The sequence below is a fragment of the Heliophilum fasciatum genome (genome assembly GCF_004341395.1).
GTDB classification, from domain to species: Bacteria; Bacillota; Desulfitobacteriia; order Heliobacteriales; family Heliobacteriaceae; genus Heliophilum; species Heliophilum fasciatum.
Genome location: NZ_SLXT01000004.1, coordinates 79,567 through 96,960, shown reverse-complemented (window position 1 = coordinate 96,960; position 17,394 = coordinate 79,567). Strand labels below are relative to the sequence as shown.

The following is a 17,394-nucleotide window of genomic DNA, read 5'->3' as shown; positions in this document are numbered from 1 at the left end:
GTGCAGGCACGGTCACTGCCTTCCCATAGTACCATAACCACCCACATCGAGAAAAGGAGCGTCTGCATAATGATCACCAAAGAATTAATTGAGCGGATCAATCAACTATCCCGTCAGAGCCGTGAGCAAGGGCTGACTCCGGAAGAAAAAACCGAGCAAGATCAACTGCGCCGCCAGTATGTGGAAGCCATCAAAGCGCGGGTCAAAGATACGCTGAGCCGTGTGGAATTTGTGGACGAACTGCCGCCTCAACATTAACAGGTTCAAAAAAGACCATCTGCTGAGCAGATGGTCTTTTTTTGGTTAGTGCAATGCTTGTTTGCCGTAACGCAGCAACAAGCCGGACATCATCTTTTTTTCTTCTTCCGTGCTGATTTCCCAGAGGTCCTTCATCAGGCGCTCTTCCGGTTTGTCAGCCGAAAAGAAGGAGACAGCGATGTCAGTGAGGTTGACAATCCCTTCGGCCATGAGGTCATCAGTGACCCCATGTTGTTTGCCTTCCGAAATTCGCGATGCCAAGCGCTCTTTGAATCCTTGCATGTCGACCATCGTTTTATCTCTCCTTTGCATGTACTTCTACCCTTTCGTAGTTTTTGCACAGGCAAAGAAAATCATGCATGACCGATATCAAGGCGGGAACGGCTTAACCCCACTTACCCTTATTCATGTGCCCTTGCATTTCTGCTTTGATCGATTGAATGCTTTCGGTGGCGCAAAGCAAGAGGCGTTCAAAAATTTTATTGCAGTTCGGGTCAAGATCTTCTTCCAGGCCTTCTTCGGCCAGCAAGGCGATATTTTCCAGGTCATTAATCAATTGCATGTGAATCGAATTGGTGATGCGGGATTTGTCGATCAGCGCAGCTGCTTCTTCCGAAAGTTTCTCAAAGCGATCTTGCACCGCACCGCACTTGGGACACCGAGCCGGAGCTTCGTCACCATCATGGATGTACCCACAAACGGAACATTTGAACATCCAAATTCCCTCCCGATTTTCCTTGATTGTGCCTACGGGCACATCATTGGATCCTATTCGACAAGATTAACAATCTTCCTGCCTTGCTTTTCCTCAATTGGTCAATCGATGGTGGCCTACCGGCAGGCTTGCTTCTTGCTCAGCGTTCCACCGGGGAGGTCGATTCATACATGACGGTAAAATCGTGACTGTGACGGGCAGCCAGCGGCATGCGCCGGCCGATGCCGAAAGCTTTTGCCGTTACCTTCAAGCCCGGTGCTGCTTGCTTGCGTTTGTATTCGTTACGATCGACCGTCCGAATGACCCAGGCGACGGTCTCTTCGGCAAAGCCCTTGCTGATGATCGCATCACGAGAAAGTCCTTCTTCCACATAGTGCTGCAAGATGGCATCGAGCACCGGATAAGGCGGCAACGTGTCCTGGTCTTTTTGATCGGGCCGCAATTCTGCCGACGGCGCTTTTGCGATAATGGCCATCGGTATCAGCGGTTGCTCACGGTTAATGTAGGCAGCGAGACGGTACACATCGGTTTTCAACACATCGGCCAGTACGCTCAGGCCGCCGCTCATATCGCCATAGAGTGTGCAGTAGCCCACGGCCATTTCACTTTTATTGCCGGTGGAAAGCAACAGATGACCAAACTTATTGGAAAAGGCCATCAACAAATTACCGCGAATCCGCGCCTGCAAGTTTTCCTCGGTAGCGTCCGGCGTCAATCCGGCAAAAGAGGTCGCCAAGGCATCGAGATACTGCTGCTGGATCGCTTTGATCGGCAATACTTGAAAGGGCACGTTGAGGTTCTGCGCCAGTTCCCGCGAGTCTTCCACACTGCCGGTAGAAGAATAGATAGACGGCATGGAAATGCCCAGGACTTGTTCACTGCCCAGCGCCGCTACGGCCAGCGCCAGCACCACGGCCGAGTCAAGACCGCCGGAAAGACCGACAACAGCCCGGGAAAAACCGCTTTTACGCATATAGTCACGGATACCAAGAACCAGTGCGTCGTGAACGCTGGCCATATCGTCATCACCGTCATCATGGTCTGTTTCCGGTAACGGAACGGCTGCGTTCAGGTCGATGGTCACCACTTCTTCCTGAAAAAAAGCACTTTGATGGACCAGGGCACCGCCCCCGTTAATTACCATACTGCCGCCGTCAAAAATCAATTCATCATTGCCACCGATTTGATTGACATAGACCAACGGAAGCCCATGCTTGCGTGCATGATTTTGCATCAACTTGCGCCGCAATTGCGCTTTTCCCTGGCAAAAGGGTGATGCGGAAAGGTTGATCAGCAGGGTAGCTCCCTGGCGGGCCAATTCAGCCACAGGATCAAAGGAATACATGCGCCCTGCCGGCCAGAAATCCGGTTCATTCCAGGCATCTTCACAGACGGCAATGCCCAGGCGCTCACCGCCACATGCAAAAAGCCCGATCGACGGTGCCGGTTCGAAATAGCGCGCTTCATCAAAAACATCGTACGTCGGCAACAAGGTCTTGGCTTGAACGCCGGCAACAGCACCCCGCTGCAGTAATACAGCCCCATTATAGAGGCTTTTGCCATGAGCACTGCCGGTGCGCACCGGAGCGCCGATGAGCAGCGCCGTATCGGGAAAAGCACTGGTCTCTCGAGCCAGTGCTTGCAGCGCTTCTTCCACTTGATCGATCATCCAAGTTCGTTCCAATAAATCCTTAGGCGGATAACCTACCAGGTAAAGTTCCGGTAAAACGACAAGATGCGAACCGGTCGTTGCCGCTTCACGATAAACAGCGATGGCTCGGGTCAGGTTACCCGTCAGATCGCCGACAATCGGATTGAGTTGAGCAATAGTGATGCGCAAGTCAGGACCACTCCTTGGTTTATTCGGGCCTAGCGCCGTGCAGCACGCTTCTTGGAACTGTTCACCGCTGTACGGGCATGGGCACGGCTGCGCGATTTGGCCGCAAGGGCAGCTTGTTTCTTTTTACGGTTTTTTAACCAAAAGAAAAAGGTGCTGATGGCAATGATTGGCCATCCGGCGACCATGGTCGTCTTGTAGATCGAAGTCATGCCATCCCACTGGCGATCGACGGTAGGATCCATGCGCATCCAAAACCAATAAGCAAATCCGCCACCAAGATAAACAACGAGTCCTACGGCTACGTAGCCCATCGCAGTCATAATAAAACTAAAATCCACGTTGTTTCAACCTTCCTCACTGTTTGCGCTTGAAAACCCACCACCACGCGATGACACCACAAACAGCCATGACCCCTACCATCGTAGGATAAGGATTGGCTGTTTCTCTTGTAGCAACTGCTGCGGTTGGTTCCGCCCAAGCCATCGTTATACTGCCCATGAACGTTGCCAGTGAAGCAAGGCCTGTCGATAAGCTTCTAGCATATCTGCGTTTCATTTTCTTTTTCCCTTCTCCCTTCTCCGGAAGTAATGATTCGCGTCGCTTGGTGAAAAATCCTGCCGCCGCAACATTAATTAGCGCAGTGGCTGCAACCATGACAATTACCGCAGCCGGTGGCCGGACGTAAAGCATGGTGGCAACGGGGGCAGCGAGTTAAAGGGTTCTCGGTACGCTGCCACTCCTGCAAGTCAAGGCCGCAGGCGGAGCAACGGAACTCACTATGACACTCTTGTTGCTTTTCTTTGGTAACCTTGCGGGCACTCCACCAACTCATCGGTCCATCTCCTTTTCTCGCCTACTCACTTTCATCAGCGAGCCTTCTCGCTTACCCGCTTTTATCAGCGAGCCTGCTCATAGGAGGCCAAGTCAGACTTGCACGGAGCAGCAAGTGGCGTTTTTCGTTTCTTAACTGTAAGCCCATAGGTGATCGCCACCATCGCCACCTGTAAGGCCAAACAAGCGAGTGTGGTGCTGATGACGGAACCAAACCAGCCATAAAACTGCGCTACAATGCCGCCGGTCACAAAGGCGATCACCCAAGTGGAAAACCACATCACCAGGGCTTCTTTTTTCGAACGTTCTTTGAACATGACCAGCACCGAAGCAAAGCAAGGCACAAACAAAGCCAGCGTCACTAAGGCCACAACGGCCTCCGCCGACCCCAAGCTGATGTTGGCCAAGCCGGCAGCGCCAAAATCACGGCGGATCAGCCCCATCACAAACACGGTCGATGTTTCTTTCGGTAAATGGAGCCAACCAACGGTCAACGGTTCCAGCAGGTCTTGCAGCGCCGTTAAGGCACCGCCGACCTGAAGCAAGCTGATCAACAAAGCCCCAAAGCCAAAGATCGGAATGGCTTCGACTGTAAAGGCATAGGACTTCATCCACGTCTTGGTCAAGACATTGCGGACAATCGGCACACGAACCGGCGGCAACTCCAAAAAAAGATCGGCAGGGCGCCCCGGAATCAAGCGATCCATGATCATCCCCACACTGACGAGGATCGATGCGATGATCAACACAAACATCAGTGCATAAGCCAGGTCGATCGTCGCCAAGATGCCGGTGATCACACCTAACTGGGCGGAACAGGGAATGACCAAACCCAATAAAAAGACGGCAATGCGTTTCTCCCGTTCGGAAGCGAGGACGCGCGTCGTAATCGTAGCCAAGGTGACGCAGCCAAACCCGAGAATAAAAGGAATCACGGCGGAACCGCTAAGACCGATGTAATTAAGCATCCGGTCGGTCAGCGCGGCGATGCGCGGCAAATACCCCGAGTCCTCCAAGACGCCTAAGAAGAGATAAAAAGCCACTACCATCGGCAACAGTAAGCCTAGGACATAGGTGAAGGTCATCGTCAACAGGCCAAACTGACCAAAAAGCACGACACCGATGATCGACGCCGGATCAATCCAAGCACTGAGCAAACTGTGCACCCAAGGCACATAATAACCTTCCATGATGACGCCTTCGGTCAATTCCACCAAGTCGCCGGCCACCCAAACACCGATTAACTTATACATAAAATACATTACCGCCAGCAACATCGGAATGCCGGTGACGGGCCGTACCATCCAGTATCCGAGCTTCGTTGTCCATGCCGCCCCTTCAGTCGTTTCCGTAGTCACCGTTTCGACGATTTGATTGACCCGTTGGCGGCGGTACAGGTAGATTTGTTCACGCTCTGCCGGTGTTTCCATCAGGTAGGCTGCGCGAATTCCCGGATCACCTTCCAAAGCAAGCAGCGCTTCGCCGCGATATGGGGTAACCTTAAGCAACGGTTCGATCTTCGGCTCGATACCCGGTGTGGTCCGACCTGGGCACGCTTGCGTCAAGGCTGCTTCCAATTCGGCAAACCCCTCTTTGCGAACAGCGATCGTCGAAACGACGGGCACGCCCAGTTCCCGGGCCAACCCATCAATATCAATGGCAATCCCTTGACGGCGCGCTTCGTCGACCATATTCAGCGCCACGATCACCGGTACGCCCGTATCGATGATCTGTTGCGTTAAAAACAGATCTCGTTCCAGATGCAACGCGCTGACCACATTGAGCACTTGATCGGCTTGAATGATCACATCACGGGCAATCCGTTCTTCATCGTTAAACGAAGAAAGACCATAGATTCCCGGTGTATCGACAATCACCCACTCGCCGTAATGACCGTGGGCAATATCGAGAGTTGTGCCCGGATAATTGGAGACATCTACATACATCCCGGAAAAATGATTAAAAAATACAGACTTACCAACGTTGGGATTGCCAGCAAGTACAAGTTTCTTTTCATCATGGCCAAGCGTCAGTTTCACTGGCGCTCCATGACAAGTTGGTGCAGCCATTTCAATCCCTCCCGTCTTCTCCTTGCTTTATTTTAATTGATTATGGTTCTCATTGTCAATGAAAATCCCCTTTGCCTCTTCTTGCCTCTTTGATCAACGAGCATTGCTTGCTTTGTAATAACCATTCCTAAAAAATCAGATCAGTTGCGACAATTTGTGATAAGATAAGCCTGTTCGTAAGCGAGCAACATTGGTGAAAGTGAGGCGCATAATCGGTTGATTGTACTTGAGCATTTAACCAAAAAATTTGACAAGTTTACGTCGGTAGACAACCTTTCGCTCCATATTCACAAAGGTGAATTTTTCGGTTTGCTTGGCCCTAACGGCGCCGGTAAAACAACTACGATCCGGATGCTGATGACCTTAGCCCGGCCCACGTCAGGGCGAATCATCATCGACGGTCAAGATATGACGCGCAATGCACCGGCTTTGAAGGCGGAGATCGGCTTGGTGCCGCAACATATCAATCTCGATAACGAACTGACACCGCGGGAAAATCTTGATCTCCATGGTCGGCTTTTTGGTATCCCCACCAAAGAGCGCCGTGAGCGCATTGAAGAATTGCTGCACTTTGTCGAACTGGAAGGACGAGCCGACGAGATTGTCCGTAAGTTTTCCGGCGGAATGAAACGGCGTGTGTTGATCGCCCGGGCCCTGATGCACCGGCCCCACATCCTGCTCCTCGATGAGCCGACGATCGGCCTCGATCCCATGACCCGGCGTAAAATCTGGGAGTTGGTCCGCAAGCTCAATACCAACGGGCAGACGGTGCTCTTAACGACGCACTATTTGGAGGAAGCGGAAGCGCTTTGTAACCGTGTGGGGTTGATGAACAAAGGCCGTTTGGTTGAACTGGGCACACCGGAAGAATTAAAAATCCGCACCGGCCCCTTTGTCGTGGAAATCGACAAAGGCGGCGAACGGCGCGGACACTTTTTTCCGACGCGGGAAGCAGGATTAGCTTTTATGCAGCAGTTACATCACGAAGGCCATACCGATCCGGTCTCCTTGCGGGCAACCCATCTGGAAGATGTTTTTATACATATTACGGAAGCACCGCCGTCAGCAATTGGTTCGCTGCAGGCTACCCGAGAGGAGAAGCAAAAGTCATGAGTAAAGCAACTACCCTGTCTTTATGGAACGGTGTGCAGACGATTCTCTGGCAAGAATATTTGCTCTTTGAACGGCGCTTTTGGCGCAATATGGCCTCTACCATGGTCACGCCGCTCCTGTACCTGATCGCTTTTGGTTTTGGCTTAGGCCGGGGGATTCGCTTTGAAGGTACGTCCTACCTGGAATTCGTCATCCCCGGCATCGTGGCGCTGACGACGATGAATGGTTCCTTCAATGCCGTAGCCACACCGGTCAACATCGCCCGGATGTATGACAAGACCTTTGAGGAATACCTGACGGCGCCGATTTCGATGCTGGCGATTACCTCCGGGCGCATTCTTGCCGGCGCGCTGCGCGGTCTTTTTTCCGGTACGATGATGTTAGTCTTGACGCTGCTTTTTGGCGTCCACCTGAAGATTACGCCGCTTTTTTTCTTAATGCTTTTTCTGAATTGCCTCCTCTTTGCCGGCTTTGGCTTCTGGGCGGCCTTGACCATTCAGTCGCACTCCGATGTAACCAAGTTTAACTCCTTTGTGATTAACCCGATGTCTTTTCTCTGTGGCACTTTTTTCTCGCTGCAAAGTATTCCCGGACCATTGGCGCTTTTTCTCAAAATCTTGCCATTAACGCATACAACGACGGGATTGCGGGCCATCGCTTCCGGTCAAGGCGTGCCCTGGTGGAATCTCACGGCGCTGGCTTTTTTTGCGTCGCTCTTTTTCTTGTTGAGTTTGCGGGCTTGTTATCAAGTGGAGGATTAACCTATCGCTATCGCAGCAGTCCCTCAGCACGGTAGCTCTCTAGAATACGTTGGGTCAGCCGGTGCATGGGGAGCCGGCTCAGATCATGCGCATCGCACCAGCGCGGCATGGTCCCGTAACCGGCTTGCTCCTCAGCGATGCGTAGTTCTACATCGGCTGATGGCGGTAAAAGCCGTTGATACTGCCAGTGAAGCAAGTTCACTTCCACTTCCCAGGTAAGGTGGCTGAACACATGAGTAAAACGGCGGGACGCAGGGTGCGGCGATTCCTTCTCGGCCCCGGCCGTCGTCAGTTCGCTTCCGTCCGGGGCCATTGCTGACGGCCAATCGGGCAGTTCCCAAAGTCCCGCCAGTAAGCCTTCCTCCGGGCGCTGCACCAGTAGAATCCGGCCTCGCTCATCGACGATTAAAGCCAACTGCCGCAGGACGATGCGATTCGTTGTGCGGTTTTTTTTCAGCGGCAATTCTTCCGCTTGTCCGGCACTGCGGGCTTGGCAATGTTCGGCCACCGGGCAATGGGTACAGCGCGGGCTTTTGGGCAGGCAGATCAGTGCGCCCAATTCCATCAATGCCTGGGTCCAATCGGCAACTTCACCGTCAGCCAGCCGTTGCAATTGCTCCCGCGAGAGTTGCTGCGCTTGTTTGAGCAGTTTGGTACTGCCAACCGGCTCGGTCCACAACTGCAGGCGGGCCAGCACGCGACAAACATTGCCGTCCACGGCCGGTTCGCGCAGCCCATAGGCAATCGACAACACGGCACCGCTGATGTAGTCACCAACGCCCGGTAGCGCTCGGAAGGCGGTCGGTTCCGGCGGAACTTTTCCTTGATGCGCTTCGACAACCAGGCGTGCCGCCTGGTAGAGATGGCGCACTCGGCGATAGTAGCCAAGTCCTTCCCAAGCTTTGAGCACTTGCTCTTCTGCGGCGGCAGCCAGCACCTGCACGGTGGGAAATAAGCGGAGAAAGTTTCGGTAGTAAGGTATCACTGTTTCCACCCGGGTTTGCTGAAGCATCACTTCGGAAACCCAGATGGCGTAGGGATCGGTTGTCCGGCGCCAGGGCAGATCGCGCTTTTCTCTTTGGTACCAGGCGAGCAGTGCTTCCACCCAAGGCAAGCGTTCTTTTGCAGCCCTGGCTTCATCCAAAAAAACATCTCGATTAGCCGTCATTGTACTTCCTCCTCTGCATTGATCATCGCTGTAGTAAGCTGTAGAAAACAATACTAACGATTGTTCAAAAAAGTTTTTGCCTTTTTTTACGTTGACTCGTATAATAAAAGTAGCCGTCGGCTAGGTGCGTCAACCTGCCCCAAACAGTCCGTTTGACCATCGGCAATGCCTGGGGAACTATCGGTTTCAGTTTTGGAGGATTGGGTATAGGACCCCGGCCAAGGTAAATCTAACAAGTCCGATGGAAAGGACGGGAATAGTAAGTGTTTGAAGACAAGACCCTATCCTGCAAAGAGTGTGGCGTTGAGTTTCTTTTCTCCGCCCGCGAACAAGCCTTTTACGAAGAAAAAGGCTTCCAAAACGAACCGTCACGTTGCCCTGACTGCCGTGCGGCTCGCAAACGCCGTATGAATGAAAACGGCGGTGACAATGGCCGCCCGCAACGGGAGATGTTTGAAACGGTGTGCGCCGAGTGCGGTGTTACCACCACCGTTCCCTTCCGCCCCACCGGCGATCGTCCTGTTTATTGCCGCAGCTGCTTCCAAGCTCATCGCAACTACTAAAAACAGGTGTTTGCTACAAGGTACCGGGATTTCCCGGTGCCTTTTTTGCGTTATTCCTCGGTCATCTGATCGTAACCTATGAGCCCCTAAAAAAAAAGACCCTGCAATCAGCTCCCATTCAAGCCGTTGCAGGGTCTTTGCTTGTTCCATTTTATCTAAAACCATCAGCGTGGAGTTACCGAACAATCAGAACAGGACATTTAGCCAGGTGCAACACACGATCACTGATGCTGCCGAGTAACAAACTTTTGATCTCACCCATGCCGCGAGAACCAATGATAATCAGATCCATGTTATGTTCTTCTGCATATTCACAGATAGCATAAGCGGGATTACCCATCGTCAAGTCCCGCTTACACGTTAGGCCCGCTGCTTGAAATACGGCTTCGGTCTTATCTAATACCCGCTGGCCGATTTCTTACATATTTCCTTCCAAGATGGCTGGTTCAACAAAGAGGGCTCCGTCGGCTCCCATTACATATTGATTGGCTACATCATAAGCAAACAGCAAGGTCGTTTCGACAGCGGGATTGAGCTCCATGAAAGAGCAAGCATATTTCGCTGCCTTAAGCGCATGTTCTGAACCATCGGTAGCCAATAAAATGTTTTTAATCATTCCATTCCCCTCACTTTGCTCCCTTTCACTACTACATTTATTTTAGCACTTCCGTAAGTTTGTGAGAAGCATAGGAAAAATGCTCGGAAAAATCTGTGCTTTTTTCTGAAAAGGGAGGAAAAAAGGGATAAGCGGCCTCTTGGTGATCCGTTGTCGATTCATTGGCATGAACCGGAAAGGCCACATGAAAGGTTGTTCCTCTTGGAGAACTGCTTACATCGATCGTGGCTTGATGACGGGCAGCAATGCCGTAGCAAATGGTCAAGCCAATGCCCACACCGTTTTCTTTGGTGGTTAGAAAAGGTGTACCGATCCGCTCAAGGATATGGGCAGGTATTCCCGGCCCTTGATCGGCCACGGAAAGGAGCGTTTGGTTGTGCTCTTGCTTGAGGGTAATCGTCAAAACACCGCCGGCCTCCATGGCATCGAGGCCATTTTGGACGAGATTAAGCAGGAGTTGCCGCACTTCTTTGGGGTCGCCCTGAATCGCAGCAACATCATGCAGTTTCGTCACGATCTGTTTATTTTGCATCAGTGCCGTTGCTTGCATTAAGGGCACAAGCGAATCAATCACTTCGCGCAGATCCGTATCGATATGGGCACCGTCGGGCTGCCGCGCCATGGATAAAAATTCACAGAGGATCTGATTCGCACGATCAAGCTCTCCGATCATCGTTGTGAAGATCCGCTGATGCATCCCATATTCCGGCCGGACACTGAGCATCTGCAAATAACCGCGCACCGTTGTCATCGGATTGCGTATCTCATGACCGATGCCGGCCGCCATTTGTCCAACTAAATGTAACCGATCTAACCGTAGCATTTCCTGCTTCATTAACTGCTGTTCGGTAATATCGGTGCAAACCATCAATAAGCAAAACTGATCCTGATGGTAAACGATTTCGCCGGCAAACAGACCTATTCTCTTCTCGCTTTTTTTTGTGTAAAAGTCCATTTCCAGATTGTGAAAAGTCCCTTTCGTCTGGATAGCCTCATAACAATCTGCCAGCTTTTCCCCATCCCTGAGCAGTCCTATTTCTTCCCCGTTCTTGCCGATCACTTCGCTGCGCTCATAACCTGTAACTTGAAGAAATCTGTTATTCACTTCAAGGAAACGGTTATCATGTAATGAGCACAAAGCAATCAGCGAGGAAGTTGCGTTAGAGAGAATGGCAAAACGTTCTTCCCATGAATCGTGCTGCTGTTCATTCTCTATGCCTACAGGTATCCCTTGACTGATGACGTAGGCAAAAATTTTTTTCTCTTCCACTTTTGAGATGCACTTAAACCGTAACCAGATATAATGACCCGATTTGGCGCGTGCTCGTACATCCATGTACTGAACGCAGGACCGCTGACTCAGGCGTTGCTCCAGCTTATTGACGGTCCGGTGGTCATCAGGGTGAATAAATTCGTAAAAATTGTGATCAACTACTTCAGCTACTGCATATCCCAATAGTTCTTCGTATGCAACGTTAACCCGCATGATCCGACAATCAAAGCGGAGCAACAAACAGGCATAAGGGGAAAGCGCGAAAAAGCTTTCTGCTTCGCTTCCCATAGTGCCAGTGCCCTCACTTTCCATCAAGAATCCTTGACATACTGTTGTTTCGCCAGACAAATTGAATTTCCTGCAAATACAACTTGTTTTTTCAATAAATAACCATTACGGGCTTTTGAAACCATTGATTTAGATGGAATACTTCCTTTGGAATACTTAGCCACCCTACACTATATCGTATTTTTATGTAAAAAAATTAGTATTATTTCAAAAAAAATCGCCGGCTATATCAATGCCGGCGATTTTACCACGCTACTCATCGGAGCAACCAAACTAAGATTAGAAACTAAGATTATCCTACACCGGTACCCGGCGATGGCGTAAAAAGCCGCCGCAAGGCACGACTTCTACGCCCTGCTCTTCCAAGCGATCCATCAGCAAATTTAAGCCCAGGGAGTCACAGGCCATGTGACCGGCAATGATCACCCGAAGATGCATTTCTGCTGCTTTTTTACGTTGTGCTTCCGGCAAGTGCATACAGACGATGGTTCCTACGCCGGCCTGAGCCAGCGCTTCAATCGAACCATCGGGTCCCGATGTGCCGCCGTTCATCTTGATATAAAGCTTGCCGGCACGGTCCTTGTTTTTACCGGCTGTCACCTGCGGCACCATGCCATGCTGAGCGGCCAGTTGAAATTCCGGCAGATCGAGCAAGGCGTTGATCACATCTTCTACTTGACGGGATCCTACCGGCCCAAGCCGTTCTTCCGTCAGATAGTTGGTCAAGAAGCGATAGACTTGATTATCAGCGGGCGAATGAACACACAAGAAAGGGATCTCCAGGCAGCGTGCCAAATCGACTACCTTTTGATGGTTGGCACCTAACAGCGAACGCCGTACTTCATTCATCCGTCCCTGAAGCAAGCCTTCGGCCACGTTGACAGGCACACCGGCAGCGATCAGTAAATCCTCTTGCACTTTCATGACCTGCGCCAGTTGGACAAGGCCGCGCCCTTCGGGATGATGGGCGATGACACCGTCCACCGCTTTGCCTTGTGCGCGCCAGCGGTCAGCCAAGAGCAATTCGGCACCATCAATGTCGATACCGACAAGTACGCGCCGGATCTCCTGCGCTTCATCACCGTAAAGGATCCGCGAATCACCGTAGGGATTTGCCCACTGCTGATCGTGGGCCATTTGCACAGCCCGGTCCTTGCTTGCCTCCCATGCTTGGCGGCTTTTTTGCAAGGAAGCGTTGATTGCTTCCGCTGAACGCGGATCGGCTTCAATGCCCCATTCGATCAGTTGACGAAATAACAGGCCCCACTGCAAATGACCATCCCCCTTTTTCTCCGCTTTGACGCTGGCGCCTCGCTACTGCAACAGCATGATCACTTTATTCAGCTGATGGCGTTGTTTTTACCTCTTCGGCCAGCGCCAACAATTCTTCACCGGTAAAAAGGTACTGGGCATTGCAAAAATGACAGCATATTTCCGCTTGGCCCTGTTCGGCGTGCATCGACGCCAATTCTTCCGGCCCCATGCTTTTTAAAAGTGTCCGTAAGCGCTCCCGATCGCAGTTGCACTGGAAGATTGGTTTTTTTCTGGCCAAGATCTGTACATTGAGATCACCAAGCAAGGCTGTAACCAATTCCTGTACATCGCGATCACTTTGAAAAAATCGGCTGATCGGTCCCAGTGCTTTGATCCGTTCCTCCAGTTGATCGATCAGGCTTTCATCGGCACCGGGCATGCGCTGTAGAATAAAGCCACCGGCCGACAAAACGGACCCATCCCTATCGATCAGTACACCGAGCGCACAAGCGCTGGGCGTCTGCTCGGAAATATTCAAATAATAGGTCAAATCCTCGGCAATTTCGCCGCTGATCAATGCCGACGAACCGGTGTAGGCTTCGCGCAATCCCAAATCCCGCGTGACATGAAGAAACCCTTCTTTGCCTACAGCCGTACCGACATCGAGCTTGCCTGCCGCTGTCGGTGGCAATTCCAAATCGGGATGTTGCACATAGCCGCGCACTTTGCCTGTGCCGTCCCCTTGGGCGATCACCCCACCGAGCGGTCCGTCACCAAGCACACGCAGCGTTACGCGCTCTTCGCCTTTTTGCATGGCCGCTAACAGTGCCACGGCCGTTAATGACCGCCCCAGCGCCGCCGTTGGTACCGGGTACGTACCGTGCCGCCGCTGAGCTTCAGCAACAAGGTCCGTCGTACGGGCAGCCAACAGGCGCAGTCCGCCCTCGGCTGCAGTTGCCCAAATTAAAGCATCCATGGTCATGGTTTAATCCTTCCTATCAACAATGGGGCTTGCTTTCAATGTGCCGGAGCAGGTTGGCCATTTCGATGGCCGACATACCGGCATCCCAGCCTTTGTTGCCGGCTTTGGTCCCGGCCCGCTCGATGGCCTGCTCAATCGTATCAGTCGTGACGACACCAAAGATCGTCGGCACGCCCGTCTGCATACTCACTTGGGCAATGCCTTTGGATACTTCACTGCAAACATAATCAAAGTGCGGCGTGGCACCGCGGATCACTGTGCCCAAGCAGATCACGGCATCGTAATCTTTGGTCGTTAACTTTTTGGCAACCAGCGGAATTTCAAAGGCACCCGGCACCCAAGCCACGTGGATATCCCGCTCGGCTACGCCATGGCGCACCAGCGCGTCAACGGCACCGGATAAAAGCTTATTGGTGATGAATTCATTAAAACGGCTGACTACGATGCCAATTTTCAGTCCTTGACCAAGCAGGTTGCCTTCAAAGGTACGAATGTTCATGCTTGTCCCTCCATCATATGCCCCAATTTTTCTTTTTTGGTCTGTAAGTAGCGCTCGTTTTCTGGTTTACACCCCATGACGATGGGTACCCGTTCGACGACGGTCAACCCATATCCTTCTAACCCCTTGATTTTACGAGGGTTATTGGTCATCAAGCGAATCTTTTGCAGGCCCAAATCGGCCAAGATCTGTGCCCCCATGCCATAATCGCGCAAATCGGCGGGAAAACCCAGCATTTCATTGGCTTGCACCGTGTCGGCGCCTAGATCCTGCAGCTTATAGGCGCGGATTTTGTTGAGCAAGCCAATACCGCGGCCTTCTTGGCGCATGTACAGCACGACACCGCGGCCTTCTGTTTCGATTTTGGTCAAGGCGTCCGCCAGTTGATCACCACAGTCGCAGCGCCGTGAGCCCAAGGCGTCGCCGGTTAAACACTCCGAGTGAACCCGTACCAGTACGGGCTCATCACTGGATGTAAGATCACCTTTGACGATGGCCAGGTGGCATTCCTTATCCATGACGCTTTCATAAGCAACGGCCGTAAAATCACCGTACTTCGTCGGCATTTTGATCGATTCAACGGCACGAATCAATTTTTCTGTGCGCCGGCGATACTTGATCAAATCAGCAATGGTTACGATGTTCAAGTTATGTTTCTTGGCAAAAGCCAGAAGCTCGGGCACCCGTGCCATCGTGCCGTCTTCAGCCATGATCTCGCAGATCACACCGGCCGGCTGCAGACCGGCCATCCGCGCCAGATCGACGGCCGCTTCGGTGTGACCGGCCCGCACCAGCACACCGCCGTCCCGTGCTCGCAGCGGGAAGATATGGCCCGGTCGCCGCAAATCGGACGGGCGCGTCTCTTGGTCAAGGAGCGCTTGAATCGTTTGTGCCCGTTCAAAAGCGGAAATGCCGGTGGTACAGCTTGCCCCGTCAACAGACACCGTAAAAGCTGTGCTCATCCGGTCCGTATTATCCTGCACCATCGGCTGCAGTTCCAATGCATCCAGTCGCTCACCGAGCATGGGCGTGCAAATCAAGCCGCGGCCATAAGTCGCCATAAAATTAATCGCTTCCGGCGTCGCCTTTTCCGCGGCCATCAGCAGATCGCCTTCATTCTCCCGATCTTCATCATCAACAACGATGACGATCTTGCCATTGCGAATATCTTCAATCACGGTTTCAATGCTGGCAAATGTCATGGTTTGTTCCTCCTAATCGCCTTTTGCTAATAGCCGTTTTCCATCAAAAAGGCTCTCGTCAACGTCGACGCTGCTTTGGTTTCACTGGTTGCCGCCGGAGTCACCTTGTTTCCCCGTCCCGTTGCCAACAATCGTTCAATATATTTGGCCAGCACATCCACTTCCAGGTTCACCAAGTCACCGGCTTTTTTAAAACCAAGGGTGGTCATCTGCCCGGTATGCGGGATTAGTGAGATTTGGAAACCGTCGCTGCGCACATCGACAATCGTTAAACTGATACCGTCAATAGCAACGGAGCCCTGCGGAATCATGTATTTGAGCAATTCTGCTTCACAAGCGATCTCCGTAAGTACGGCAATGTCCACTTGCGTTTGCTTGCGAATCGTACCGACACCGTCAATGTGTCCGGAAACAAGATGGCCGCCAAAACGGCCGTCGGCGCGCATGGCACGCTCTACATTCACTGCCGTACCCGGCTTAACTTGGGCCAGCGAAGTGCGCCGCAAGGTTTCGGCCATCACATCGGCTTCAAAGCCGCGGCCGTCAAAAGCAACGACGGTCAGACAAATGCCATTGACGGCAATCGAATCGCCCAGATGAACATCATTCATGATCGCGGCGGCATCGATGCGAATGCGCGCTGATTGGGCTCCCCGCTTGATTTGGCGTACGGTACCCAATGCTTCTACGATTCCGGTAAACAAGGCCTCACCTCCTGCAGTGTTCCTTCCATCAACCAGTCATCGCCAACGACGTACATGGACGTTTTGGCCAACTGCCAGGCATGGGCCATCTCGGCAACACCCGGCCCGGCTACAGGTGTTGGCGCACCTTGGCCGCCGGTGATCTTCGGTGCGACAAAAGCTGCTACTTTATCGACCAATTGTTCCGTGAACAATGTGCCGAGTACTGCCGATCCCCCTTCGGCCAGGATCGACGTAATTCCCGCTTGGGCCAGCGCTTGCAGCACTTCGCTTACCCGGACATGACCTTGCTCATCCGGTTCCGTGATGATCAACTGCGCACCGGCTTGCCGTAATGCGGCAACGCGTTCCGGCGGTGCCAATGTGGTCACAGCTACCCACACTTTCCCTGTGGGCGCCAAGACCTTGGCCGTTACGGGCAACCGGGCATGGCTGTCCAGAATTATCCGATCGGGCTGGCGCCCATCGCGGTTCACCAGGCCGGGGTGTTCATCAGGACGCACAGTCAATTCGGGATCATCGGCCAGGGCCGTACCGATGCCAACCATGACGGCATCAAGCTGGTTACGCCAGATATGAACTTGTCGACGCGCTGCCGACCCGGTAATCCAGCGACTGCTGCCGGTCGAAGTAGCAATTTTACCATCAAGGGTCATGGCCCATTTGGCCAGAACCCAAGGACGTCCCTTGGTCACCCAAGTAAAAAAAGGCTGGTTCAAGGTGATCGCTTCATCGGCTAAGATCCCCATTGTGACATCGATCCCGTGAGCGCGCAGCTTTTGAATGCCTTGACCGGCGACGCGCGGATTGGGGTCAACGGTAGCGATCACCACGCGGGCAATGCCGGCTTGGATGATCGCATCGGTGCAGGGCGGCGTTCGTCCATGATGGGAACAGGGCTCCAACGTCACATAGATGGTGGCCCCTTGCGCCGCAGCGCCGGCCTGACGCAACGCATGTACTTCTGCATGAGGTGTTCCGGCTTTTATGTGATAGCCTTTCCCAATGATTCGGCCGTTTTTCACGATGACGGCACCAACCACAGGGTTTGGTTGCGTTCGTCCTTGCGCCAATGACGCCAGTGCCAGCGCTTGGGACATATAAACAGCATCACCCGTCGGCATTTTTTGCTTCAACCTGCCCTTCCATTGTTCAACGGTATAACGGTTTGGTGTTATGTTCAAAGAAATCGGAAAACCCCGAGGATTTCTTCCTCGGGGTTTTAAAAGCAACACAAGGTAAATCGAAGTGCTTTTTT

The 17,394-nt window shown here is 52.5% G+C and carries 19 protein-coding genes and 1 pseudogene; 4 read left to right on the top strand and 16 right to left on the bottom strand.

Going from position 1 to position 17,394, the window contains the following annotated elements:
* Window positions 1-69: 69 nt before the first annotated feature.
* Complete coding sequence (locus EDD73_RS02990) at window positions 70-258, top strand: DUF896 domain-containing protein (RefSeq protein WP_131918213.1); 189 nt, start codon at window positions 70-72, stop codon at window positions 256-258.
* Between the two features lie 45 nt (window positions 259-303).
* On the opposite strand, the gene EDD73_RS02985 is transcribed toward EDD73_RS02990, so the two are convergent.
* From EDD73_RS02985 to feoB, 7 genes are all read right to left on the bottom strand, one after another.
* Complete coding sequence (locus EDD73_RS02985) at window positions 304-549, bottom strand: DUF3243 family protein (protein WP_165876283.1); 246 nt, start codon at window positions 547-549, stop codon at window positions 304-306.
* A 94-nt stretch (window positions 550-643) separates the two neighbouring features.
* On the bottom strand, window positions 644-973 hold the full coding sequence (locus EDD73_RS02980; protein WP_131918211.1) for a rubredoxin-like domain-containing protein: 330 nt from the start codon (window positions 971-973) through the stop codon (window positions 644-646).
* A 139-nt stretch (window positions 974-1,112) separates the two neighbouring features.
* Window positions 1,113-2,813 (bottom strand): NAD+ synthase, encoded by a 1,701-nt coding sequence (locus EDD73_RS02975; RefSeq protein WP_131918210.1) that lies wholly within the window; start codon window positions 2,811-2,813, stop codon window positions 1,113-1,115.
* A gap of 29 nt (window positions 2,814-2,842) precedes the next feature.
* On the bottom strand, window positions 2,843-3,151 hold the full coding sequence (locus tag EDD73_RS02970) for a hypothetical protein (protein ID WP_131918209.1): 309 nt from the start codon (window positions 3,149-3,151) through the stop codon (window positions 2,843-2,845).
* A gap of 16 nt (window positions 3,152-3,167) precedes the next feature.
* The gene (locus EDD73_RS02965) at window positions 3,168-3,368 is read right to left on the bottom strand and encodes a hypothetical protein (RefSeq protein ID WP_131918208.1); all 201 of its coding nucleotides are present in this window, start codon (window positions 3,366-3,368) and stop codon (window positions 3,168-3,170) included.
* A gap of 73 nt (window positions 3,369-3,441) precedes the next feature.
* Complete coding sequence (locus EDD73_RS02960) at window positions 3,442-3,645, bottom strand: FmdB family zinc ribbon protein (RefSeq protein ID WP_131918207.1); 204 nt, start codon at window positions 3,643-3,645, stop codon at window positions 3,442-3,444.
* A 64-nt stretch (window positions 3,646-3,709) separates the two neighbouring features.
* Complete coding sequence (gene feoB / locus EDD73_RS02955; RefSeq protein WP_131918206.1) at window positions 3,710-5,713, bottom strand: ferrous iron transport protein B; 2,004 nt, start codon at window positions 5,711-5,713, stop codon at window positions 3,710-3,712.
* Between the two features lie 216 nt (window positions 5,714-5,929).
* On the opposite strand from feoB, the gene EDD73_RS02950 reads away from it, so the two are divergent.
* Both EDD73_RS02950 and EDD73_RS02945 read left to right on the top strand, forming a co-directional pair.
* Window positions 5,930-6,826, top strand: coding sequence for an ABC transporter ATP-binding protein (locus tag EDD73_RS02950; protein ID WP_131918205.1), 897 nt, complete (start codon window positions 5,930-5,932; stop codon window positions 6,824-6,826).
* Complete coding sequence (locus EDD73_RS02945) at window positions 6,823-7,587, top strand: ABC transporter permease (protein ID WP_131918204.1); 765 nt, start codon at window positions 6,823-6,825, stop codon at window positions 7,585-7,587. The genes EDD73_RS02950 and EDD73_RS02945 overlap by 4 nt, the downstream gene beginning before the upstream one ends.
* A 7-nt stretch (window positions 7,588-7,594) precedes the next feature.
* On the opposite strand, the gene mutY is transcribed toward EDD73_RS02945, so the two are convergent.
* Window positions 7,595-8,755 carry an A/G-specific adenine glycosylase gene (mutY, locus tag EDD73_RS02940; RefSeq protein ID WP_131918203.1) on the bottom strand — a complete coding sequence of 387 codons (1,161 nt, stop codon included), beginning with the start codon at window positions 8,753-8,755 and terminating at the stop codon, window positions 7,595-7,597.
* Between the two features lie 263 nt (window positions 8,756-9,018).
* Between mutY and EDD73_RS02935 the strand changes: the two genes are divergently transcribed.
* Complete coding sequence (locus tag EDD73_RS02935) at window positions 9,019-9,318, top strand: zinc-ribbon domain containing protein (protein WP_131918202.1); 300 nt, start codon at window positions 9,019-9,021, stop codon at window positions 9,316-9,318.
* A gap of 175 nt (window positions 9,319-9,493) precedes the next feature.
* Here the strand turns inward: EDD73_RS02935 and EDD73_RS15570 are convergent.
* The 8 genes and pseudogenes from EDD73_RS15570 to ribD form a co-directional block, all read right to left on the bottom strand.
* Window positions 9,494-9,934, bottom strand: a pseudogene (locus tag EDD73_RS15570) (universal stress protein).
* A gap of 37 nt (window positions 9,935-9,971) precedes the next feature.
* On the bottom strand, window positions 9,972-11,495 hold the full coding sequence (locus tag EDD73_RS02920; RefSeq protein ID WP_165876282.1) for a PAS domain-containing sensor histidine kinase: 1,524 nt from the start codon (window positions 11,493-11,495) through the stop codon (window positions 9,972-9,974).
* A 297-nt stretch (window positions 11,496-11,792) separates the two neighbouring features.
* On the bottom strand, window positions 11,793-12,767 hold the full coding sequence (locus EDD73_RS02915; protein ID WP_131918198.1) for an NGG1p interacting factor NIF3: 975 nt from the start codon (window positions 12,765-12,767) through the stop codon (window positions 11,793-11,795).
* Window positions 12,768-12,831: 64 nt separating this feature from the next.
* A complete protein-coding gene (gene hslO / locus EDD73_RS02910) occupies window positions 12,832-13,731 on the bottom strand; it encodes an Hsp33 family molecular chaperone HslO (RefSeq protein WP_131918197.1) in 900 nt (299 codons plus the stop codon).
* Between the two features lie 16 nt (window positions 13,732-13,747).
* A complete protein-coding gene (gene ribH, locus EDD73_RS02905) occupies window positions 13,748-14,230 on the bottom strand; it encodes a 6,7-dimethyl-8-ribityllumazine synthase (protein WP_131918196.1) in 483 nt (160 codons plus the stop codon).
* A complete protein-coding gene (locus EDD73_RS02900) occupies window positions 14,227-15,432 on the bottom strand; it encodes a bifunctional 3,4-dihydroxy-2-butanone-4-phosphate synthase/GTP cyclohydrolase II (RefSeq protein WP_131918195.1) in 1,206 nt (401 codons plus the stop codon). Before EDD73_RS02900 ends, ribH begins: the two co-directional genes overlap by 4 nt.
* 26 nt (window positions 15,433-15,458) lie before the next feature.
* Window positions 15,459-16,136 (bottom strand): riboflavin synthase, encoded by a 678-nt coding sequence (gene ribE, locus EDD73_RS02895; RefSeq protein ID WP_131918194.1) that lies wholly within the window; start codon window positions 16,134-16,136, stop codon window positions 15,459-15,461.
* Entirely contained in the window at window positions 16,118-17,272 is a 1,155-nt protein-coding gene (gene ribD, locus EDD73_RS02890) for a bifunctional diaminohydroxyphosphoribosylaminopyrimidine deaminase/5-amino-6-(5-phosphoribosylamino)uracil reductase RibD (RefSeq protein WP_243116767.1), read from the bottom strand. The genes ribE and ribD overlap by 19 nt, the downstream gene beginning before the upstream one ends.
* Between the last annotated feature and the right edge of the window lie 122 nt (window positions 17,273-17,394).

Excerpts from the sequence above, each read along its gene's own strand:
- EDD73_RS02990 (WP_131918213.1), top strand. The coding sequence starts at position 70 with ATGATCACCAAAGAATTAATTGAGCGGATCAATCAACTATCCCGTCAG.
- EDD73_RS02985 (WP_165876283.1), bottom strand. The coding sequence starts at position 549 with ATGGTCGACATGCAAGGATTCAAAGAGCGCTTGGCATCGCGAATTTCG.
- EDD73_RS02980 (WP_131918211.1), bottom strand. The coding sequence starts at position 973 with ATGTTCAAATGTTCCGTTTGTGGGTACATCCATGATGGTGACGAAGCT.
- EDD73_RS02965 (WP_131918208.1), bottom strand. The coding sequence starts at position 3,368 with ATGAAACGCAGATATGCTAGAAGCTTATCGACAGGCCTTGCTTCACTG.
- EDD73_RS02960 (WP_131918207.1), bottom strand. The coding sequence starts at position 3,645 with ATGAGTTGGTGGAGTGCCCGCAAGGTTACCAAAGAAAAGCAACAAGAG.
- feoB (WP_131918206.1), bottom strand. The coding sequence starts at position 5,713 with ATGGCTGCACCAACTTGTCATGGAGCGCCAGTGAAACTGACGCTTGGC.
- EDD73_RS02945 (WP_131918204.1), top strand. The coding sequence starts at position 6,823 with ATGAGTAAAGCAACTACCCTGTCTTTATGGAACGGTGTGCAGACGATT.
- mutY (WP_131918203.1), bottom strand. The coding sequence starts at position 8,755 with ATGACGGCTAATCGAGATGTTTTTTTGGATGAAGCCAGGGCTGCAAAA.
- EDD73_RS02920 (WP_165876282.1), bottom strand. The coding sequence starts at position 11,495 with ATGGGAAGCGAAGCAGAAAGCTTTTTCGCGCTTTCCCCTTATGCCTGT.
- hslO (WP_131918197.1), bottom strand. The coding sequence starts at position 13,731 with ATGACCATGGATGCTTTAATTTGGGCAACTGCAGCCGAGGGCGGACTG.
- ribH (WP_131918196.1), bottom strand. The coding sequence starts at position 14,230 with ATGAACATTCGTACCTTTGAAGGCAACCTGCTTGGTCAAGGACTGAAA.
- EDD73_RS02900 (WP_131918195.1), bottom strand. The coding sequence starts at position 15,432 with ATGACATTTGCCAGCATTGAAACCGTGATTGAAGATATTCGCAATGGC.